Source organism: Streptomyces sp. NPDC088923 (assembly GCF_044749745.1).
GTDB lineage: Bacteria > Actinomycetota > Actinomycetes > Streptomycetales > Streptomycetaceae > Streptomyces.
Window position 1 is genome coordinate 944,004 of record NZ_JBIVIO010000002.1, and the last position, 22,292, is coordinate 966,295.

15 protein-coding genes are annotated in these 22,292 nt (G+C 71.8%); 8 read left to right on the forward strand and 7 right to left on the reverse strand.

The annotated features are described in order from the left end of the window. Positions 1-138: 138 nt before the first annotated feature. The 5 genes from ACIP4O_RS15330 to ACIP4O_RS15350 form a co-directional block, all read right to left on the reverse strand. Positions 139-1,104 (reverse strand): ABC transporter permease, encoded by a 966-nt coding sequence (locus ACIP4O_RS15330; protein WP_401574910.1) that lies wholly within the window; start codon positions 1,102-1,104, stop codon positions 139-141. Next, the gene (locus ACIP4O_RS15335) at positions 1,101-2,174 is read right to left on the reverse strand and encodes an ABC transporter permease (protein ID WP_401574911.1); all 1,074 of its coding nucleotides are present in this window, start codon (positions 2,172-2,174) and stop codon (positions 1,101-1,103) included. The genes ACIP4O_RS15330 and ACIP4O_RS15335 overlap by 4 nt, the downstream gene beginning before the upstream one ends. Before the next feature lie 577 nt (positions 2,175-2,751). Continuing rightward, positions 2,752-4,662: an ABC transporter substrate-binding protein gene (locus tag ACIP4O_RS15340; RefSeq protein ID WP_401574912.1), complete on the reverse strand. Its 1,911-nt coding sequence runs from the start codon at positions 4,660-4,662 to the stop codon at positions 2,752-2,754. 215 nt (positions 4,663-4,877) lie between these two features. Continuing rightward, complete coding sequence (locus tag ACIP4O_RS15345) at positions 4,878-9,566, reverse strand: AAA family ATPase (protein WP_401574913.1); 4,689 nt, start codon at positions 9,564-9,566, stop codon at positions 4,878-4,880. A gap of 395 nt (positions 9,567-9,961) precedes the next feature. Next, a complete protein-coding gene (locus tag ACIP4O_RS15350) occupies positions 9,962-10,258 on the reverse strand; it encodes a DUF397 domain-containing protein (protein WP_007821465.1) in 297 nt (98 codons plus the stop codon). A gap of 613 nt (positions 10,259-10,871) precedes the next feature. On the opposite strand from ACIP4O_RS15350, the gene rpsO reads away from it, so the two are divergent. The 5 genes from rpsO to ACIP4O_RS15375 all read left to right on the forward strand — a co-directional run bounded on the left by rpsO (position 10,872) and on the right by ACIP4O_RS15375 (position 16,939). After that, the gene (rpsO, locus tag ACIP4O_RS15355; RefSeq protein WP_007821463.1) at positions 10,872-11,159 is read left to right on the forward strand and encodes a 30S ribosomal protein S15; all 288 of its coding nucleotides are present in this window, start codon (positions 10,872-10,874) and stop codon (positions 11,157-11,159) included. Positions 11,160-11,832: 673 nt separating this feature from the next. Continuing rightward, positions 11,833-14,049: a polyribonucleotide nucleotidyltransferase gene (locus ACIP4O_RS15360; RefSeq protein WP_361330443.1), complete on the forward strand. Its 2,217-nt coding sequence runs from the start codon at positions 11,833-11,835 to the stop codon at positions 14,047-14,049. Next, the gene (locus tag ACIP4O_RS15365) at positions 14,046-15,482 is read left to right on the forward strand and encodes a M16 family metallopeptidase (protein ID WP_401574914.1); all 1,437 of its coding nucleotides are present in this window, start codon (positions 14,046-14,048) and stop codon (positions 15,480-15,482) included. Before ACIP4O_RS15360 ends, ACIP4O_RS15365 begins: the two co-directional genes overlap by 4 nt. A 220-nt stretch (positions 15,483-15,702) precedes the next feature. Beyond that, a complete protein-coding gene (gene dapB, locus ACIP4O_RS15370; protein ID WP_401574916.1) occupies positions 15,703-16,455 on the forward strand; it encodes a 4-hydroxy-tetrahydrodipicolinate reductase in 753 nt (250 codons plus the stop codon). 10 nt (positions 16,456-16,465) lie between these two features. Beyond that, positions 16,466-16,939: a hypothetical protein gene (locus ACIP4O_RS15375; protein WP_361330451.1), complete on the forward strand. Its 474-nt coding sequence runs from the start codon at positions 16,466-16,468 to the stop codon at positions 16,937-16,939. Between the two features lie 73 nt (positions 16,940-17,012). Here the strand turns inward: ACIP4O_RS15375 and ACIP4O_RS15380 are convergent, their stop codons facing one another. Beyond that, entirely contained in the window at positions 17,013-17,582 is a 570-nt protein-coding gene (locus ACIP4O_RS15380; protein ID WP_401574917.1) for a hypothetical protein, read from the reverse strand. 154 nt (positions 17,583-17,736) lie between these two features. Next, a complete protein-coding gene (locus ACIP4O_RS15385) occupies positions 17,737-17,976 on the reverse strand; it encodes a hypothetical protein (RefSeq protein WP_401574918.1) in 240 nt (79 codons plus the stop codon). Between the two features lie 265 nt (positions 17,977-18,241). Between ACIP4O_RS15385 and thyX the strand changes: the two genes are divergently transcribed. From thyX to ACIP4O_RS15400, 3 genes are all read left to right on the forward strand, one after another. Continuing rightward, entirely contained in the window at positions 18,242-18,994 is a 753-nt protein-coding gene (gene thyX / locus ACIP4O_RS15390) for an FAD-dependent thymidylate synthase (RefSeq protein WP_401574919.1), read from the forward strand. A gap of 244 nt (positions 18,995-19,238) precedes the next feature. Next, a complete protein-coding gene (gene dapA / locus ACIP4O_RS15395; protein WP_401574920.1) occupies positions 19,239-20,153 on the forward strand; it encodes a 4-hydroxy-tetrahydrodipicolinate synthase in 915 nt (304 codons plus the stop codon). A gap of 140 nt (positions 20,154-20,293) precedes the next feature. After that, a complete protein-coding gene (locus ACIP4O_RS15400; protein ID WP_164288363.1) occupies positions 20,294-21,979 on the forward strand; it encodes a ribonuclease J in 1,686 nt (561 codons plus the stop codon). Positions 21,980-22,292: the final 313 nt, after the last annotated feature.

The window sequence follows — 22,292 nt, forward strand, 5'->3', positions numbered from 1 at the left end:
TCGCGTCGCCCTCCGCGCCCGTACGCGACGTCGCGCCGTCAGGCACCGTCGCGTCGTCCCGCGACGTCGCGTCCCGCGCTCCCGCGGCGGTCGCCCGCGAGGGAGCGGGGACCTGCGTGCCCCGTGTGGTCGGTTCAGTCATCGTCGGTCCCCCAGCTTGGGGTTGAGCACGGACTCGATGGCGCGTCCGCACAGGGTGAAGGCGAGGGCCACGAGCGCGATCGCGAGGCCGGGGGGCGCGAGGTACCACCAGTCGCCCGAGCTGACGGCGCCCGCGTCGCGCGCGTCCTGGAGCAGCCCGCCCCAGGACACCATGATCGGGTCGCCGAGCCCGAGGAAGGCGAGCGTCGCCTCGGTGAGGATCGCGTTCGAGATCACCAGGGTCGTCTGCGCGAGCACGAGCGGCATGACGTTGGGCAGGACGTGCCGCAGCATGATGTGCTTGTGCCCGCCGCCGAGCGCTCTGGCCCGCTCGATGTACGGGCGCGACTCGACGGACAGCGTCTGCGCCCGTACCAGTCGCGCCGTCGTCGGCCACGTCGTGACGCCGATGGCGAGGATCGTCGTCCAGATGGAGCGGTCGAGGACGGTGGCGAGCGCGATGGCGAGGACCAGCGTCGGCATGACGAGGAACCAGTCGGTGACGCGCATGATCACTGTCGCGTACCAGCCTCGGAAGTGCCCAGCCGTGACACCGACGAGCGTCCCGATCGCGACGGTGAGAACCGCCGCGAGCAGACCGACGGCGAGGGACACGCGCGCGCCCCACACCATCAGCGCGAGCAGACTGCGCCCGAACTGGTCCGTCCCGAGCGGGAAGTCTTCGCTCGGCGACTCCAGCGACTTGCCCGGGGCCTCGGTGACGCTGCGCGAGTCGCTCCCGACGAGCAGCGGCGCGGCGAGCGCGACCACCGCGATGAGCAGCAGCACGACGAGGCCGACCAGGCCGCTGCGGCGCGTACGGAACTCGCGCCAGAAGTCGGCGAGCGCGCGACGTCGCCGCGCCCACGCGAGCGCGCGCGGCGAGGCGACGTGTGCCGCGTCGTCCGGCTCGGGAGCCGCGCCGTCGCGCGGCGTGGCCACGTCTTTCGTGTCGGTCGTCATCGGCCCACCCGGGGATCGAACAGCGGATAGATCAGGTCGGCGAGGGTGTTCATGACGATCACCGCTGCGGCGAAGACGAAGAACAGCCCCTGCACGAGCGGCAGGTCCGGGATGCTCAGCGCCTGGTAGAAGAGCCCGCCGAGCCCCGGCCAGGAGAAGACCGTCTCGACCAGGATCGCCCCGGCGACGGTGTTGCCGAGGTTGACGAAGAGGAGCGTCACGGTCGGCAGCATCGCGTTCGGTACGGCGTGCTTGCGTCGTACGTTGTCGTCGCGCAGGCCCTTGGCACGCGCCGTCGTCAGGTAGTCGCTGCCCATCTCGTCGAGGAGCGAGGACCGCATGACGAGCAGCGTGCGCGCGTACTCGACCGCGACGAGCGTGAGGACCGGCAGCACCATGTGGTGCGCGACGTCCGTGACGTACGCGAAGCCTTCCTTGCCGCCGGTCTCCATGCCGCCGGTCGGGAACATGCCGGGTATCGGCCCGATGCCCACCGACAGGACGATGATCAGCAGCAGGCCGAGCCAGAAGGACGGCACGGAGTAGAGCGTGAGCGCGAACGCCGTGTGGAAACGGTCCCCGAAGCGCCCGTGCCGCCAGGCGCCGCGCGAGCCGAGCCAGACGCCGAGCGCCGTGTACAGCACGAACGCGGTCCCGGTCAACAGCAACGTCGCGGGCAGCGCCTCGGCGATCTTGTCGATGACCGGTGTGTGGAACTGGTACGAGGTCCCGAGGTCCCCCGTCAGCGCCTTGCCGCAGTAGTCGGTGAACTGGTGCCACAGCGGCAGGTCCAGTCCGAACTCCCGGCGCATGGAGTCGAGCTGTTCCTGGGAGACCTGCTTGCCGCCGGTCATGGCCTTGATCGGGTCTCCGGGGATGAGCCGGAAGAGGAAGAAACTGGTGACGAGTACGGCGAACAGGGACACGACCGCGCCGAGCAGTTTGCCCGCCACGTAGCGCAGATATCCCGTTCCCGAGCGCCTGCGGGGGCCACGGGGCGTGGCCGCGGCAGGAGCCGCGACCACGCCGCCCGGGTCCCGCGCGGGCGCGGAGGTGCTTTCGGTGCTCATGGGCTGATCGGTCTTCCGCTGAGTGGGGCGTCCTTCCGCGAGGCGCCGTAGCGCGGGGCGCGGCGCGGGGAGGAGGACCGGACGGAGGGGAGCGACGCCGGCGCGCGGTGCGCCGACGGCTCCGGAGGAGGAGGTACGTCGCGTGGGATGCCACGGCGGTACGGGCGGGGACGCGCGGTACGCGGCGGGGTCGGGGCGGTGCGGTGCGGTACGTCACGGGGGCGGTGCGAGGCGGGTGCGACGTCGCGCGGTACGTGCGCGAGTCGCGCGACGTCGTATATGCCACGTCGCGTGCGACCTGCGAAAACGTCGCGACGTCGCGTGGGCCGCCCGGACCGTTCAACGCGTCGCGCGCGACGCCGCGACGTGGCGACGCCGTTGGGGGACGGGGCGCCGGTCGAGACGCCGCGACGCCTCCCGGGCGACGGGGCGCCGCCGCGGCGCGATGCGGACTCGCACCGCGCCGCCCGACGCCCCGTAGCGCGCCGCACGTCGCGTCACCGCGAGGTCACCACGGCGTCGCGACGTCGCCGCGTCACCGCGACGTCCCGAGTCGCCCGCCCCGCGACGTCGCCCGCTACTCGCGGTCCCAGGCCGTCGCGCGTCGCCGCATCCCGAAGAACACGCCGCCGCCGACGAGGAGGACGACCACGACGCCGATGCCGATCCACAGGCCGGTGTTGGAGCCGGAGTCCGAGTCGGAGGAGGCGTCCTCGGTCGCGCCGGAGGAGGCGCCGCCGGCGGGGACGGCCGACCACCAGCTCCAGTAGCCGTCCTGGCCGTAGATGTTGCCCGCGGCCGTGGGCATGGTCTCGATCGACTTGATCTGGTCGGTGCGGTACGCCTCGACGGCGTTCGGGTACGCCATCACGTTCATGTAGCCCGTGTCGTAGAGCCGCGACTCCATCTGCTTGACGAGATCCGCGCGCTTGGCGGGGTCGTACTCGGCGAGCTGCTTGTCGTACAGATCGTCGTACTTCTTGTCGCAGATGAAGTTGTCGGTCGCCGCGACGGCCTTCGGCTTGGTGGGCAGCGCCGCGCACGTGTGAATCGACAGGACGAAGTCCGGGTCGGGGTTGACGGACCAGCCGTCGAAGGCGAGGTCGTAGTCACCGGCGACCCAGGGGTCGGTCACGTTGTCGAGGCAGTCGACCTTGAGACCGATGCCGAGGTCGCCCCACCACTCCTGCAAGTACTTGCTCACGGCGCGGTCGTTGGGGTCCGTCGCGTGGCACAGCATGCGGTACGAGAGGGGCTTGCCGTCCTTGCCGACGCGCTTGCCGTCGCCGTTCTTCTTGTAGCCCGCTTCGTCGAGCAGCTTCGCCGCGGCCTTGGGGTCGTACTTCAGTTCCTGGTCGGCCGAGGGCTGCCAGGCGTAGTCACCGAAGCGCGGCGGGATGTACCCCGCGCCCTCGACCGCCTGTCCCTGGAAGACCCGGTCGACGACGGTCTTGCGGTCGACGGCCATGAACAGCGCGTGCCGGACCTTCTCGTTGAGCAGCGAGGGGTCGCCCGTGCCGAACTTCTCGCCGTCCTTGGTACGCGCGCCCGGGTTCGTGGCGATGGCGTAGAAACGGCGCCCGGGACCGTCGTTGACCTTGATGTTCGAGGCGCCCTTGAGCGACTGCGCCTGCGCGGGGGTCAGGGCCGGACTGCCGGCGACGAACGAGACCTCGCCCTTGCGGAGCGCGGCGACGGCGGCGTCCTGGTCCTTGTAGTACCGGAAGACGATGTTGTCGAACTTCGGGCTGCCCCGCCAGAAGTCCTTGTTGGCCTTGAGCTTGACGTAGCTGTCGACCTTGTAACCCGTCAGGATGAACGGCCCGTTCCCGACGATCGGGAACTTCTGGTCGTTGTTGAACTTCGATAGATCGTTGACCTTTTCCCACACGTGCTTGGGCACGATCGGAACGTCCAGCGCCGTCATGGTCGCCTGCGGCTTCTTCAGCTCGATGACGAGCTTGTCCTTGCTCGGCGCCGTGACCTTCTTGAAGTTGGTGACGAAACTGCCGTTCGCGGTGGCCGCGCCCTCGTCCGTCATCATCTTGTTGAAGGTCCAGGCGGCGTCCTCGGCCGTCGCCTGCTCGCCATCGGACCACTTCGAGTTCGACCGGATCTCGTACGTCCAGGTCAATTTGTCCTTCGACGCTGACCACTTGGTGGCCAGCCCGGGTATGACGTGGTTGTCCTTGGCGTCGTAATTGGTCAGGAAGTCGTACATCAGCCGGGAGACGCTGGTGCTGACCAGGCGCGTCGCGAGGAAGGGGCTCAGCGAGTCCACGCTCTGCGCGAGCGCGACAGTCAGCGTCGTCTCCTTGTCGGCCGCCGCAGCGGTCGCCGTCGCGGGACTGAGCGGCGTGGCGAGTCCCGCGGTGAGCGAGAGCGCCGCGACCCCGGCCGCCGCGACGAGCCGGAACCGGCCACGCGCGCCCCGCCCGGGCGCCGGTCCCGCTGGTAGTGCTCTGCCGTACTGATCTGCTCTGCTCATGGGCCGCTGACCTCGTGTCATCGCTCGCGCTTCGTTAACTGGCGCATCACTGTGAGCCGTTGGGGTGATGTGAGTGTCTACCAGCGCTGGTCTAAACATGTCAACGATGCGTGAACACTGTGTGGCCTGCGACAACGGCCGAGGGCCCGCACCATTTGACCGGTACGGGCCCTCATTGGTCTAGTCCGTTGAAACCTCTGCGGTAGGGGCGGTGTTCAGGTGGCGGAAGGAGGCTGCGGCGGCCACTGCGCCTCGTTACCGCCCCCGTCCTCGCCCTCCTCCGGCACAGCTCGCGCCGCCTCGGTCGGACCGGCGTACGCCGACGGATTCGCGCCAGGTGCGGGCGCTCCCTGCCGCGGCGCGGGGTACCCGTACGGCGCGGGCTGAGCCTGTCCCGGATACCCGTACGCCGCACCGGGCCCGGCCGGCGGCCGCGCGGACGCCTGGGGCTGCGGCGGATACGGGTACGAGTACGGAACCGCGCCGGGTTGCGGCGGCTGCGGGGCGTGCGGGTCGGGCGCCGCGCCGGGTTGCGGCGGCTGCGGGGCGTGCGGGCCGGGGGCTCCGCCGGGTTGAGGCTGCGGCGAGGCGTACGGGCCGGGAGCTCCGCCGAGTTGCGGCTGCGGCGAGGCGTACGGTTCCCCGCCGGGCTGGGGCTGCGGCTGCGCGCCGGGCTGGGGCTGCGCGCCGGGCTGGGGGTGGGGCTGCGGCTGCGCGCCGTACGGGGCCCCGGGCGCGGGCGGCGGCTGCGACGATGCCGCGCCCGGCTGAGCGGGATACGCGGCGTCGGGCCATGGCGGATACGCCGCGCTGGGCTGCGGAGCGTAGGCCGCGTTGGGCTGCGGAGCGTGCGCCGCACTGGGCCGTTGCGGGTACGCCGCCTGGGGGTTCGGCGGATACGTCGCGCCGGGCTGGGCCGGGTACGTCGCGTGCGGGGGCTGCGCGACGTGTGCCGCGTCGTGCGCGGCGCCGGGGGCCGGGGGAGCGGCGGGCGGCAGCGCGGCTCCGGGTGCGGACTGCGGCCCCGAGCGCGGGTAAGGCACGCCGGGTTGCGGCATCCCACCCTGTGACGTCCCTGCTTGCGGCATCCCGGGATGCGGTGCGCCGGGATGCGGTGCGCCACCAGCGCGCGGTGCGCCGGCGCGCGGTGCGCCGGGCCCCGGCGCGCCTACCTGCCCCGTACCGGGCTGCCCCGCCCCGTACGGTGTGCCCGGCCGGGGTGCCTGGGGCGCTTGCGGCGGAACCTGGCCCGGCAGCGGGGGAGCGGCGACGGGCGGCGGGTTCCCGTCCGAGGTCCACAGCCCCTGCGCCTGCTGATGACGCGCGAAGTCCTCGGCGACGACGGCCGCGAGGTCGAAGTACGCCTCGCGCACCTTCGGCCGCATCATGTCGAGGTCGACCTCCGCGCCGGCCGCGAGATGCTCGTCGAACGGCACGACCACGACTTCCCGGCACCGCGTCCTGAAGTGCGACACGATGTCGTCCACCTTGATCATCTTGCCGGTCTCGCGCACCCCGGAGATCACCGTGATGCTCCGCGCGACCAACTCGGCGTACCCGTGCGCCGCGAGCCAGTCGAGCGTCGTGCTGGCGCTCGACGCCCCGTCCACGGAGGGGGTCGAGACGATGATCAGCTGATCGGCCAGGTCGAGCACGCCACGCATGGCGCTGTAGAGCAACCCCGTACCGGAGTCCGTGAGGATCACCGGATACTGCCGCCCCAGGACGCCGATCGCGCGCCGGTAGTCCTCGTCGTTGAACGCCGTCGAGACCGCGGGGTCCACGTCGTTCGCGATGATCTCCAGACCCGAGGGCGCCTGCGAGGTGAAGCGGCGAATGTCCATGTAGCTGTGCAGATGCGGGATCGCCTGCACCAGGTCGCGAATGGTCGCGCCGGTCTCGCGCCGTACGCGACGTCCCAGCGTTCCCGCGTCCGGATTCGCGTCGATCGCGAGGATCTTGTCCTGCCGCTCGGAGGCGAGCGTCGCACCGAGCGCCGTCGTCGTGGTGGTCTTGCCGACGCCGCCCTTGAGGCTGATGACGGCGATCCGGTAGCAGGACAGGACGGGGGTACGGATCAGCCCGAGCTTGCGCTGCCGCTCCGCCTCCTCCTTGCGCCCCCCGATCCGGAACCGCGAGCCGCCACCCGCCGGACGGCTGCTGCGCGCCTTCTGCTTGTTGCCGCGCAACAACCGGTCCGAGGACAACTCGACGGCCGCCGTGTATCCGAGCGGCGCCCCCGGGTGGGTGCGCTGCCGCTGATCGTGCTGCATCGGCTGCGGCCACGCCGCGCCGAGCCGCGGGTCCGCGGGCCCCGACGCCTGCTCGGGGCCGGGCCGCGACGCCAGCCGGGGGTCCTGCCCCTGCTGGGGCGTCTGGGGCGGCTGCGGTACGTCCCATCGCGCGCCCGCTTGCGGCACGCCGGGCGAGGCGTCCGGTACGTGTGGCGCGGACCCCACCTGCGGGGGCAACGGTTGCGCCGGCACGGGCCTCGGCGCGACCGGGGCCTGGGGTGCGGCCTCCGGCGGCGCGCCGCTCTCGGGCGCGACGGGTTTCTCGGGCGCGGGTACGTCGCCGGGCGGCGTCGCGGGGCGCACCCGGTGCAGACGCGTCGTCTGCGGGTCGGCCGGTGGCGGGTCGGCGGCGGGTGGCGCGGCCGGCGGCGCCTCGGCGGCGGGGGCCGGATAGCCGTAACCGTCCTCGGCCCCGCGCGGCGGGAATCCGTACCCGGCCCGCGCGCCGGCGGAGGAGGACGGCGCGGGGAAGCCGTACCCCGCACGCGGCGTATCGGAGCGCGGGAAGCCGTAACCGGTGCCCGGTCCCGGGCGCGACGTGTCATGCGATGGCGCGTCCGCGTCGGGTTCCTTCTCCTTGCGCGCGACGTTGGCGTGCGGCGGTGGGACGAGCCCGGGCAGATCCTGCCCGGCGAGGGACGGCGGCGGCCACGGACGCCGCGTCTGCGGCGGCACCAGGGGGCGCGGCGGCGCGGCGTCCCGCGCAGGCGCGGTGCCTTGCGGTGGCGCGACGTCCTGCGTCGGCGAGGGGGCCTGCGGCGTGCCTTCGCGCGCCGCGGACGGCGCGTCGTCGACCGTGGCGCCGTCCTGTGGCGTCGCGCCCTCGGCAGCGTCGCTCGCGTCGGCAGGCGCGACGTTGGAGGGCGCGCCGTTGGGAGGCGCGCTGTCGGCGGGCGCTGCATCGGCGGGTGCGAAGGCGGGCGGCAGTGACAGGCCACCGGGGGGCGTCGTGGGGCGGGCCCACGCGTCGCTGTCCCCGGCCACGTCGCGCGGCGCGGCCGCGACGTCGCTCGCCGCCCAGGAGTCCGTCGCCGCGACGTCACCGGGCCGCGTGCCCGGGGCGTCCGCGACGCCGCGCGCTTCCGCGACAGCCGCCTCGGCGACGTCGCGCGGCTCCGTACCCGCTACGTCGCGCCGCTCGGCGTCGATGCCGTCGGAGGTGTCGGGGGAGTCGGATGGGTCGGACGTTTCCGTGTCCGTCGCGCCCGCGACGTCGCGTGGCGCCACGCTCTCCGAGTCCACGTCGCCGCCTGGCGCCGCGCCCGCGACGTCGCGTCGTTCCGGGGCCGCTCCGTCGCGTGCCGCGACGTCGGCGAAGGGCGCCGTGCCGCGCGGCGTCGCGTTGTCCGCGTCGTTCACGTCGCGCGCCGTCGTCGCGTCGTCCCCGCGCGACGTGTCCTCCGCGCGCCGCGCGGAGGGGATTGAGAAACGCATCGTCGCGCCGCTCTCCAGGTCGCCGCCGGGAGCAGGCGACTCGGCCGGCACGAAGCCGCTGCCCTCAGGCAGGCGCGGGACTGCCGAGATGGTGCCGGGCGGAGGCGTGAACCCTGTCGCGGTCGGTGGGGTGGTGGGCATGGGCGGCAGCATGAAGTAGTCCTCGTCCACTTCGCGCCGACCGGGCGCGGACTCGTCCGGGGACGCCGCCTCGTCAGGTACTGCCTCGCCACTCGTGGCGTCGCCCCGTACCGCCTCACGTCGTACTGCTTCGTCCCGGGCCGCGTCGCGTCGCACTGCGTCGCCCCGGCCCGCGTCGCCCCGGCCCGCGTCGTCCCGACCCGCCTCGCCCCGCGCCGCCTCGCCCCACGGTGTCTCGTCCGGTGCTTCCGGCGGGGACGTCGCGGCATCGGGCACCGACGCCGCGTCGTCCTCCGGCGCATCGTGGTCACGCGGCGTCGCATATGCCACGTCGCGCATCTCGCGCACCGCGACGTCGTCCTGGGTCTCGTCGCGACGTCGCGTCCCGTCGGGCCCCGTCGCAGCGCCACGTTCCAAGCCTTCGGCCGCTTGGTCGGCCGCGACGTCGCGCGTCTCGCCGCCGCTCGCCGCGACGGCCCGCGCCTTCTTCTCGTCGCGCTCCGCGCCCGGGTTCCCGAAGCCTGTCCAGGGCAACGCGGCCCCGATGGACCCGTCACTCCCCTCGGCACCGGAACCGGTCCCGAACGGAAGTCCCGCCAGCCCACCGAGCGACGTCGCCGTCCAGGAGGCGTCACCCCCGACCGGTTCCGCGTCGCGCTCGCTCCTCGCCGGCTCCCCGAGGACATCCGCCCCAGGCTCGCCCGCCGCATCGGTCGAAGGCCCGGCCAGGCCTTCCCCGGCTCTCCACCCCGCCTCGGCGCCCCCCTTATCGGCGCCGCCGGTTTCGCCGCTGCCCTGCTCGTAGCCGCGCGACGCGTCTCCGCCCGTCTCCTCGGGGCCCGTCTCCTCGCGGCTCGTCTCCTGGCGCCCCGTTTTCTCGCGGCCCGCGTCTTCGTCGCTCGTCGCCGCCGTGGCCGTGTACCAGGCGGTCGACTGGTCGAAACGGAATTCGCCGGTGGTCTCGACGACGGATTCCTCGTGGTCAGCGCCGGAAGCCGAGCGGCCCCCGCGATACGCGTCCCGGTCGCTGCTCACAGCTCCTCCAGGTGATTCGGCACTCGTGCGTCAGGGTGGCGGCGTCACGTTCCCCCGCCGTGTCCATGGGCCTGGAGAACCGGCCCTCCCCGTGGGGCTCCGTGGACCCGGAAGGTCCCGCAGCGCGCCCGACACCAGACTAGTCATCACGTATGCCGAATAGCAGTGCTGTTCACGTGCATCGGGTAACCATCGGGGCGCCTCCCCGCTCGATGATCCCCTGAAGTCACGCGACGTGTTCCCGAGTTGGGGATGCGGCTCGCCCACGCCGGTCACCCCGAACGCCCAGGCCGAGTACCGCGAAACCGCGCCATGGCGGGCCGAGCTGCCTCCAGGGGCCGGACAATACGAAGGCCGGGCGCCCGTTTGCGGGGCCCGGCCTTCACACCATCGGGTTACGCGAGGTCGAACTCGCCGTCACGCGCGCCGAGCACGAAAGCGGTCCACTCGGCCTCCGTGTACCGCAGCACCGTGTCGTGGTCGAGCGAGGACCGCATGGCCACGCCGCCTCCCGGCAGATAGGCGATCTCGACGCGCTCCTCGTCGGGCGAGGTACCGGGCGGGCCGATCCACTCGACACCCGAGATGTCGAGCGAGTACAGCTCGTTCTTCTCCCGCTCCTTACGCGCCTTCGTCTCCTCGTCCAGCTCCACCGGCGCGGCCGGTGCCGTGGCCTCGTGCTCCTCGGACATGAATGACTGGCCCTTCCCCGAAGTGGTCCTGTATCCAACGCGCCCGTACGCGGCGCGCAAAGCGCGCGCCAACGGCGAGCGGCCTCAGCGTACTTGCAGCGAGGACGCCACGTACGCGATTCGGCAGGCTGTATGACAAAGCGGATGACGCCCGGGGAGCCCTTCACGAGCCACTCACTCGCCCCCTCCCGGCCACCCTTTGGGCCGCCCCTCCGTCCCTGGCTACCCGCCCGAGCCACCCGTCCCTGGCCACCCGCCCGAGCCATCCGTCCCTGGCCACCCGCCCGAGCCACACGCGATCACGCCACGTAATCAAGTCGTACGAGCACGTCGCGCCCTGTCCCACACCTCCACCGCGTCGCACACCTCCGCCCCACCGCACACCTCCGCCCCACCGCACACCTCCGCCCCACCACCCCCGCGCACCCCCTCGCGCCACCCGCGAAACCCCGCCCTCTCCCACCCTGCTAACCTTGACATCGGCCGTATGTGTACGCGCTCCCGGAATCTCTGGGAGCAGCGCCCAGCGCGCCCCGCCTCCCGAGTAACGGAAGCTCCCCGGCGATGCAGACCCGGGGCACTCGGTGGCTCATTGGATTCACTAGGAGATCGCGTGTCGCTCGACGCCGCCACGAAGAAGCAGATCATGGGCGAGTTCGCCACCAAGGAGGGTGACACCGGTTCTCCCGAGGTGCAGGTCGCTCTGCTCTCGCGCCGGATCTCGGACCTGACCGAGCACCTCAAGACGCACAAGCACGACCACCACTCCCGTCGTGGCCTGCTCATCCTGGTCGGCCAGCGTCGCCGGCTGCTCCAGTACCTGGCCAAGAAGGACATCGCGCGCTTCCGCGTGCTCGTCGAGCGCCTCGGCATCCGCCGCGGTGCGGCGGGCGCCCGCTGAGGTCGTCGTGAAGGGAGCGGTTCCCCTGCACAGGGAACCGCTCCTTTTGTCGTACGTGCGACAGGGGCCGCTCAGTTTGTAGGCTGGACCCCGTACGCAAACAAATGAACAGGAGAAGCGACTCCACGCCGCCGCCGGTCCTCGGTAGTGGCCCCCGGCAAGGCCCACAGGCCCCAAGGCCTGAAACGGCCCGCGGGCCGAGTAAGGCCCCGCAGGCCGAGCACGACTCGTACAGCCCGCAAGGCCCGTACGAACCGTACGGCCCCGGAGCCGGAGCCCCCGGGTGCTTCGATCGAAGACCGGCCAGCAACCAGGAGCCGCTTCTCCACCGGCTGCACCGCGACCCGCCAAGGGCGGACCGCACCCCGCGCCCCCCGGGCCGCACCCCGCGACCCGCCACGGGCCGCACCCCGCGACCCGCCACGGGCCGCACCCCGCGACCCGCCACGGGCCGCACCCCGCGCCGCCCCCTCCCCGGAGGGGCCCCGCACCCCCGCGAGCCCCGCGCCCCACCCGGACGCGACCTCGCACCGCACCACCCGCACCACCCGTGCGCCCCTCCCCGGAGGGACCCGCACCACCCGCGCGCCCCTCCCCGGAGGGACCCGCACCACCGCGACCCGCCACACGGGCGAGGCCGCGCGAAGACGAGACGTAAACGGAGAAACCCCTGGTGGAGAACGAGACCCACTACGCCGAAGCCGTCATTGACAACGGTTCCTTCGGCACCCGCACCATCCGCTTCGAGACGGGCCGCCTCGCCAAGCAGGCCGCAGGGTCCGCCGTCGCGTACCTGGACGACGACACGATGGTCCTCTCGGCCACGACCGCGTCCAAGAACCCCAAGGACCAGCTCGACTTCTTCCCCCTCACGGTGGACGTCGAGGAGCGGATGTACGCGGCCGGCAAGATCCCCGGCTCCTTCTTCCGCCGGGAGGGCCGCCCCTCCGAGGACGCGATCCTCACCTGCCGCCTGATCGACCGCCCGCTGCGCCCCTCCTTCAAGAAGGGCCTGCGCAACGAGATCCAGGTCGTCGAGACGATCATGGCGCTCAACCCCGACCACCTCTACGACGTGGTCGCGATCAACGCCGCCTCCTGCTCCACGCAGCTCGCGGGCCTGCCCTTCTCCGGCCCCATCGGCGGCACCCGCGTCGCCCTCATCAAGGGCCAGTGGGTCGCCTTCCCGACGCACACCGAGCTTGAGGACGCCGTCTTCGACATGGTCGTCGCCGGTCGCGTCCTGGAGGACGGCGACGTCGCGATCATGATGGTCGAGGCCGAGGCCACCGAGAAGACGATCCAGCTCGTCGCGGGCGGCGCCACCGCCCCCACCGAGGAGGTCGTCGCCGCTGGTCTGGAGGCCGCGAAGCCCTTCATCAAGGTGCTCTGCAAGGCCCAGGCCGACCTCGCCGCGAAGGCCGCGAAGCCGACCGGCGAGTTCCCGATCTTCCTGGACTTCCAGGACGACGTGTACGAGGCGCTCACCGCCGCCGTGCGCGGCGAGCTGGCCCAGGCGCTCACCATCGCGGGCAAGCAGGAGCGCGAGGCCGAGCTCGACCGCGTCAAGGGCCTCGCCGCCGAGAAGCTGCTCCCGCAGTTCGAGGGCCGCGAGAAGGAGATCTCCGCCGCCTACCGCGCCCTCACCAAGGCCGTGGTCCGCGAGCGCGTGATCAAGGACAAGAAGCGCATCGACGGCCGCGGCGTCACCGACATCCGCACCCTGGCCGCCGAGGTCGAGGCGATCCCGCGGGTCCACGGCTCGGCGCTCTTCGAGCGTGGCGAGACGCAGATCCTCGGCGTCACGACGCTCAACATGCTGCGCATGGAGCAGCAGCTGGACACCCTCTCCCCGGTGACCCGCAAGCGCTACATGCACAACTACAACTTCCCGCCGTACTCCACCGGCGAGACCGGCCGCGTCGGCTCCCCCAAGCGCCGCGAGATCGGCCACGGCGCCCTCGCCGAGCGCGCCCTCGTGCCCGTCCTGCCGACGCGCGAGGAGTTCCCCTACGCGATCCGCCAGGTCTCCGAGGCGCTCGGCTCCAACGGCTCCACGTCGATGGGCTCCGTCTGCGCCTCGACCATGTCGCTCCTGAACGCCGGTGTGCCCCTCAAGGCCCCCGTCGCCGGTATCGCCATGGGCCTCATCTCCGAGACGCACGGCGGCGAGACGCACTACGTCACGCTCACCGACATCCTCGGTGCCGAGGACGCCTTCGGCGACATGGACTTCAAGGTCGCCGGTACGAAGGAGTTCGTCACCGCGCTCCAGCTCGACACCAAGCTCGACGGCATCCCCGCCTCGGTCCTGGCCGCCGCGCTGAAGCAGGCCCGGGACGCCCGCCTCCACATCCTCGACGTGATGATGGAAGCGATCGACACCCCGGACGAGATGTCCCCCAACGCCCCGCGGATCATCACCGTCAAGATCCCCGTGGACAAGATCGGCGAGGTCATCGGCCCGAAGGGCAAGATGATCAACCAGATCCAGGAGGACACCGGCGCCGAGATCACGATCGAGGACGACGGCACCATCTACATCGGTGCCGCCGACGGCCCGGCCGCCGAGGCCGCCCGCACCACGATCAACAGCATCGCCAACCCGACGATGCCGGAGGTCGGCGAGCGCTACCTGGGCACGGTCGTCAAGACCACGACCTTCGGCGCGTTCGTCTCGCTGCTCCCCGGCAAGGACGGCCTGCTGCACATCTCGCAGATCCGCAAGCTCGCCGGCGGCAAGCGCGTGGAGAACGTCGAGGACGTCCTCGGTGTGGGCCAGAAGGTCCAGGTCGAGATCGCCGAGATCGACTCGCGCGGCAAGCTCTCCCTCATCCCGGTCATCGAGGGCGAGGACGGCGACGAGAAGAAGGACGACACGGACAAGTGACGTCACGCAGTCCGCGTACGACGGCCCGCCCCTCCACCAAGGGGCGGGCCGTCGCCCGTACCACCGAAACCACGCAGCCCACCGCGGAAGCCGCGCGGCGCGCCGCCAAGGCCCGCACCCAGACTCTCCTGCCCGGCAAGGACGGCGTCGGCACCGTCCGCCGCACCACGCTCCCCGGCGGTCTCCGCGTCGTCACCGAGACCCTGCCCTCGGTCCGCTCCGCCACCTTCGGCATCTGGGCGTCCGTCGGCTCCCGCGACGAGACCCCGACGCTCAACGGCGCGACGCACTACCTCGAACACCTCCTCTTCAAGGGCACGAAGCGCCGCACGGCGCTCGACATCTCCGCCGCGCTCGACGCGGTCGGCGGCGAGATGAACGCGTTCACGGCGAAGGAGTACACCTGCTACTACGCGCGGGTCCTCGACACCGACCTCCCGCTCGCCATCGACGTCGTCTGCGACATGCTCACGGGCTCGACCCTGGACGCCGCCGACATCGACGCCGAGCGCGGCGTCATCCTCGAAGAGATCGCGATGACCGAGGACGATCCGGGCGACGTCGTGCACGACCTCTTCGCGCACACCATGCTCGGCGACACCCCCCTCGGCCGCCCCGTCCTCGGCACCGTGGACACGATCAACGCGCTCGGCCGCGACCAGATCGCCCGCTTCTACAAGCGCCACTACGACCCCACGCACCTCGTCGTCGCCGCCGCGGGCAACGTCGACCACGCGAAGGTCGTACGGCAGGTACGCGCCGCCTTCGACCGCGCGGGCGCCCTCGCCCGCACCGACGCGGTCCCGCTCGCGCCCCGCGAGGGCACGCGGCTCATCAAGGCCGCCGGCCGCGTCGAGGTCCAGAACCGTCGCACCGAGCAGGCCCACGTCGTGCTCGGCATGCCCGGCATCGCCCGTACCGACGAGCGCCGCTGGGCCCTCGGGGTCCTCAACACGGCCCTCGGCGGCGGCATGTCCTCGCGCCTGTTCCAGGAAGTCCGCGAGAAGCGCGGCCTCGCGTACAGCGTCTACTCGTACACGTCCTCCTTCGCCGACTGCGGCCTCTTCGGCGTCTACGCGGGATGCAGGCCCAGCCAGGTCGACGACGTCCTGAAGATCTGCCGCGACGAACTGGAGACCGTCGCCGCGCACGGCCTGGAGGACGACGAGATCCGCCGCGCCGTCGGCCAGCTCGCCGGCTCCACCGTCCTCGGCCTGGAGGACACCGGCGCGCTCATGAACCGCATCGGCAAGAGCGAACTGTGCTGGGGCGAGCAGCTCTCCGTGGACGACATGCTCGCGAAGATCGCCGCCGTCACCCCCGACGAGGTCCGCGCCGTCGCACGTGACATCCTCGGTCAGCGCCCCTCGCTGTCGGTGATCGGACCGCTCAAGGAGCGCCAGACGGCGCGCCTGCACGAGGCCGTCGCCTGAGCGACGCGCGACGTGGCACCGGAAACCGGGCGACGTCGCGCACCGGCCCCACCGCCGCGCGACGTCGCGCCGTCGACCCGACGCGACGCGACGTCGCGCGGCACCGGGCGTCGTACGCGACGTCGCGCCGTCCCCACGCGACGTCGCGTACGACGCCCGCCGATCCATCCGCCCGACCCGCCCGCCCCGGCCCCCGTACGCACCCGGAGGAAGACACCACATGAGCAAGCTGCGCGTCGCCGTCATCGGCGCCCGGGGCCGGATCGGCTCCGAGGCCGTCCGCGCCGTCGAGGCCGCCGACGACCTCGAACTCGTCGCCGCGATCGGCCGTGAGGACCCGCTCACGGCGCTCACCGACGCCGGCGCCCAGGTCACCGTCGAGCTGACCCGCCCCGACGCCGTCATGGACAACCTCGCCTTCTGTCTCGATCACGGCATCCACGCCGTCGTCGGCACCACGGGCTGGACCGAGGAGCGCCTCACCGAGGTGCGCGAGCGGCTCGCGGCGTCCCCCGGCACGGGCGTCCTCATCGCCCCGAACTTCTCCCTCGGCGCCGTCCTCACCATGAAGTTCGCGCAGGTGGCCGCGCCGTACTTCGAGTCCGTCGAGGTCATCGAGCTGCACCACCCGAGGAAGGCCGACGCGCCCTCGGGCACCGCCGCGCGCACCGCGCAGCTCATCGCCGAGGCCCGCGAGGCGGCGGGCAGCGCCGCCATGCCCGACGCGACGCGGACGGCGCTCGACGGCGCCCGCGGCGCCTCGGTGGACGGCGTGCCGGTGCACTCCGTACGACTGCGCGGACTCCTCGCCCACCAGGAGGTCCTGCTCGGCGCCGAGGGCGAGACCCTCACCCTCCGGCACGACTCGCTGCACCACAGCAGCTTCATGCCGGGCATCCTGCTCGGCGTACGCCGCGTCGTGAAAACCCCAGGGCTCACCTTCGGCCTGGAACACTTCCTCGACCTGAGCTGAGCGGAACCCGATGCGCGCCAAGCTGACCTACGCGGTCACCGCCCTCGTCCTCGTCTTCTACTTCGTCCTCGCGGGCGACCGCGGCGTCCTGCTCATCCGGCAGGGCACCGCGGTCACCGTGCTCTTCGGCGTCGCGGTGCTGATCCTGCCGCTCATCGGCGTCTGGTTCCTGTGGCAGAACACGCGCTTCGTCACGCGCGCCAACGCCCTCGCCGCCGCGCTCGACGCCGAGGGCGGCCTCCCGCCCGACGAACTGGAGCGCACCCCCTCGGGCCGCATCGACCGCGCGTCGGCCGACGCCGTCTTCGCGCGCCGCAAGGCCGAGACCGAGGATCACCCCGACGACTGGCGCTGCTGGTTCCGCCTCGCCGTCGCCTACCAGGACGCCCGCGACACCCCCCGCGCCCGCAAGGCCATGCAGCACGCCCTGCGCCTGCGCGACAGGGAGCGCGCCGCCGCGCCGTCCCCGGCCCCCCGCGACTGACCCGGCGGGGGACACGCGAGAGGGGCGGACGGCACGTCGTGTGCCGTCCGCCCCTCTCGTCGTACGGGGCGCCTCAGCGCCGCCCGGCCGCCTGCCCCGTCACGTACTCGTCCGCCCACGCCTCCAGCGTGTCCGCCGCGCGCTCGAAGCCCTCGGAGCGCGAGAGGAAGTCAGCGCCGTGATCCGTGAGCAGCGGTCCCGTGACCGTCTGCCGCCGCGCCGTCAGCACGACGGCCTGCCCCTGCACGCTGCGCGGCAGCCCCAGGACCCTGACCGGCTGCTGCACGGTGCGCACCGCGCTCACCTGGCCCCAGGGATACGTGCGCGTGCGCAGGAAACCGGTGCGGCGTACGCCGCGCGCGCTCACCCAGGCCCCCATCCGCAGCCCGCGCAGCGCGCCGGCTATCAGCACCGCCGCGAAGATCACCGAACCGAGCGCGCCGCTCGTGTTCTTGGCGAGACCGATCGCGAGCGCGGCGACGAGCACGAAGGAGGCGAGCAGCAGGACGAGCGCGGCGAGCGCCACGCGCCAGGGCCCGGGGCGGTACGGGCGACGCCACACCTCGCGGTCGTGGTACGGCAGCGCGACGTCGTCGGCGCCCTCCTCGAAAGTGCGGTCCGCCGTCAGAAAGGGCAGGGGCACGACTGTTTCCTCACTCATTCCGCGCGCACAGGGAGTTGTGCCAGGGGGCTGTGAGCGGTGAGGCTACAGAGACCCCCGGCGGTTCACCACTCCGGGGGTCTGTGCGAGCAAACGTGCGAATCCCCTCACAGGGGACGCGAGCACGCGAAGCGGATCAGCGGGGATCGGACGCCTCGGAGTGCTGCGTGTGCTGCGGGGCGGTCTGCTCGGAGAGGGCCGGCAGGCCGAAGAGCAGGCTGCCGACCAGACCGCCTACCACGGTCAGCCCCACGAGCGTGCGCACCATGAGCTGGCCCCGGTCGACCCGCTCGCGAGGCGGGGGCTCGACGTTGCTGCGGTACTTCTCCGCCTCGGCCAGGAAGGCGAAGGGAACAGGCTCACGCCGTCGGAACATGGAAGGCGCTTCTCCTCGGAAACTCGTCGTGGACGGGTGCGGACTGCCCGGAAAGAAGTCGGAAAACCCGCATATCAGACTACGGCCTCGGTGTGCTTCCGAACACACCGGCCCTATTCGTACAGACGCGTGGGGGACGTCTGCGGTGCCCGTTTTGGCGAGTTTCCGCGAAAAATGTCATGAGAGACCTCCGGTCGGGGGAGTGTCGTACCCGGACCGTAGAGTGGTCGCCGCCCCCACGAAGCGACTGGAAGGACCATCGCCGGTGACCGAGACCTCTCAGGTGACCCCCGCCGAGACCGTCAAACCCGCGTTCCGCAGCGAGATCTCGGTGGAACTGGTCAAGCACGCCGCCTCGGACCAGGACGTGCTGTGGGCCGCGAGGGTCTCCACGGCGGGCGAGCAGTCCCTGGACGAGCTGAAGAAGGACCCCGAGCGGTCCAAGGGCCTGATCAACTACCTCATGCGGGACCGCCACGGCAGCCCCTTCGAGCACAACTCGATGACGTTCTTCATCAGCGCCCCGATCTTCGTCTTCCGCGAGTTCATGCGGCACCGCGTCGGCTGGTCCTACAACGAGGAATCCGGCCGCTACCGGGAGCTCCAGCCGGTCTTCTACGTGCCCGGTCCCGCGCGCAAGCTCGTCCAGGAGGGCCGCCCCGGCAAGTACGTCTTCGTCGACGGCACCCCCGAGCAGCACGGCCTGGCCGAGCGCTCGATGCAGGAGTCGTACCGGCAGGCGTACGAGTCGTACCAGGAGATGCTGGCGGCCGGTATCGCCCGCGAGGTCGCCCGCGCGGTCCTCCCGGTCGGCCTCTACTCCTCGATGTACGCGACGTGCAACGCGCGCTCGCTCATGCACTTCCTCGGGCTGCGCACGCAGCACGAGCAGGCGAAGGTGCCGAGCTTCCCGCAGCGCGAGATCGAGATGGTCGGCGAGCGGATGGAGGAGCTGTGGGCGGGGCTCATGCCTCTCACCCATGCGGCCTTCAACAAGAACGGCCGCATGGCGCCCTGAACCGCCCCGGTCGCCAGCGGGGGGGCTGGCTTCGGGACGGAGGCGGGCACACATGTGCGGGCAGGAGCGAAAGTGTCCGGATTGCGGCTTTTCGCATGGTTCAACTAGCCTGGCCGCACGGGCCCGGCGCCGCGTGAACCCCCGAGCGCGCGGCGCCGGGTTCCTCTGAGCCGATGCCCCTGTCCCACCCGCCGCGACGCCCCGAGGGCCGGAGCGGAGCCGAGCACCGAGTAGCGTGTTACCCATGGCTTTGACCTCCACTCCGCAGACCCCCTTCGGGCGGGTCCTCACCGCCATGGTCACGCCCTTCACGGCGGACGGCGATCTCGACCTCGACGGCGCGCAGCAGCTTGCCGCGCAGCTGGTGGACGCGGGCAACGACGGCCTGGTGATCAACGGCACCACCGGGGAGTCGCCCACCACCAGCGACGCGGAGAAAGCCGATCTCGTCCGGGCGGTGCTGGAGGCAGTGGGGGACAGGGCACACGTCGTCGCCGGTGTCGGGACCAATGACACGCGCCACAGCATCGAGCTGGCCCGCTCCGCCGAGGTGGTCGGCGCCCACGGGCTGCTCGCGGTGACCCCGTACTACAACAAGCCCCCGCAAGAGGGGCTCCTGCACCACTTCACGGCCCTCGCGGACGCCACCGGGCTGCCGGTCATGCTCTACGACATCCCGGGCCGCAGCGGAGTCCCGATCTCCACCGAGACGCTGGTCAGGCTCGCCGAACACCCGCGCATCGTGGCCAACAAGGACGCCAAGGGCGACCTGGGACGCTCGGGCTGGGCGATCGCCCGCAGCGGCCTCGCCTGGTACTCGGGCGACGACATGCTCAACCTGCCGCTCCTGTCGATCGGCGCGGTCGGTTTCGTCTCGGTCGTCGGGCACGTCGTGACCCCGGAGCTGCGCGCGATGCTCGACGCGCACCTGGCGGGCGACGTGCAGAAGGCCCTGGAGATCCACCAGCGGCTGCTGCCGGTCTTCACGGGTATGTTCCGCACGCAGGGTGTCATGACCACGAAGGCCGCGCTGGCCCTCCAGGGCCGGCCGAGCGGCCCGCTCCGGCTGCCGATGGTGGGGCTGAGCGAGGAGGAGACGGCCCAGCTCAAGATCGATCTGGCCGCCGGCGGGGTAGAACTCGCACCACGGACTTCATAACCGAATAGCCCGCCCGGCCCCGGGCGGACGCGGAGTCCTCCGCACCCACCGGGCCCGGGCACGGCACTGCTCACACAACAGCACGAACGTCACACACGCCACGTGCCCCGCACGTGGCGTGTGTGGTTGAGGAGAGTCTTTTGAGTCATCCGCACCCTGAACTGGGCCCGCCCCCGAAGCTCGCCGAAGGCGGCCTGCGGGTCACCCCGCTCGGCGGCCTCGGTGAGATCGGCCGCAACATGACCGTCTTCGAATTCGGCGGGCGTCTGCTGATCGTCGACTGCGGAGTGCTCTTCCCCGAGGAGGAGCAGCCCGGAATCGACCTGATCCTGCCGGACTTCACTTCGATCCGGAACCGGCTGAACGACATCGAGGGCATCGTCCTCACCCACGGTCACGAGGACCACATCGGCGCGGTGCCGTACCTGCTCCGCGAGAAGCCGGACATCCCGCTGATCGGCTCCAAGCTGACCCTCGCGCTCATCGAGGCGAAGCTCCAGGAGCACCGCATCCGCCCGTACACCCTGGAGGTGCGCGAGGGGAACCGCGAGCGGGTCGGTCCCTTCGACTGCGAGTTCATCGCGGTCAACCACTCCATCCCGGACGCCCTCGCGGTCGCGATCCGCACCCCGGCGGGCATGGTCGTGCACACCGGTGACTTCAAGATGGACCAGCTTCCGCTGGACCACCGGCTCACCGACCTGACGACCTTCGCGCGCCTCGGCGAGGAGGGGATCGATCTCCTCCTCACGGACTCGACCAACGCCGAGGTCCCCGGCTTCACCCCGCACGAGCGGGACATCTCCAGCGTCCTGCGACAGGTCTTCGGCGGCGCGCGCAAGCGCATCATCGTGGCGAGCTTCGCGAGCCACGTGCACCGCATCCAGCAGGTGCTCGACGCCGCGCACGCCTACGGCCGCCGGGTCGCCTTCGTCGGCCGCTCGATGGTCCGCAACATGGGCATCGCCCGCGACCTGGGGTACCTCAAGGTCCCCGCGGGGCTCATCGTCGACGTCAAGGCGCTCGACGACCTGCCGGACGAGGAGGTGGTGCTCGTCTGCACCGGCTCCCAGGGCGAGCCGATGGCCGCGCTCTCGCGCATGGCCAACCGCGACCACCAGATCCGCATCGTCCAGGGCGACACCGTCGTCCTGGCCTCCTCGCTGATCCCGGGTAACGAGAACTCGGTGTACCGGGTGATCAACGGCCTGACCCGGTGGGGCGCGAACGTCGTGCACAAGGGCAACGCCAAGGTGCACGTCTCGGGCCACGCCTCGGCCGGCGAGCTGCTGTACTTCTACAACATCTGCAAGCCGAAGAACCTGATGCCGGTGCACGGCGAATGGCGCCACCTGCGCGCCAACGCCGAACTGGGCGCTCTCACGGGCGTCCCGCACGACCACATCGTCATCGCCGAGGACGGCGTCGCCGTCGACCTGATCGACGGCCGTGCCCGCATCAGCGGCAAGGTCCAGGCGGGGTACGTGTACGTGGACGGCCTCTCGGTCGGCGACGTGACCGAGTCCTCGCTCAAGGACCGCCGCATCCTCGGGGACGAGGGCATCATCTCGGTCTTCCTCGTCGTCGACTCCACGACCGGCAAGATCACGGGCGGCCCGCACATCCAGGCGCGCGGCTCGGGCATCGAGGACGCGGCCTTCGCGGGCGTCATGCCCAAGATCGACGACGCCATCGGGCGCGCGGCCCGCGACGGCGTGCTGGAGACGTACCAGCTCCAGCAGCTCATCCGCCGCACCGTCGGCAAGTGGGTCTCGGACAACTACCGGCGCCGGCCGATGATCCTCCCGGTCGTCGTGGAGGTCTGACCGCGCGTCAGCGCGTACGAGGGAGCGGGGCACCCGGATTTGCATCCGGGTGCCCCGCTCCAGTACGTTTGGGGACACCGCCGCTTCGGAGCCCGGCACCAATGTGTGCCCGAGGAACCGTAAGAGGGCGGGAAATCCGGCTCAGAACTTCTGATAAAGTCGGAGACGCCGAAAGGGAAACGGAAAGGCCGAAAGGCCGGGCCGGGAACCGGAAAGCACCGAGGAAATCGGGCCCGAGAGAGTCTGATAGAGTCGGAAACACGAAATACCGAAGGGAAAACGCCCGGAGGAAAGCCCGAGAGGGTGAGTACGA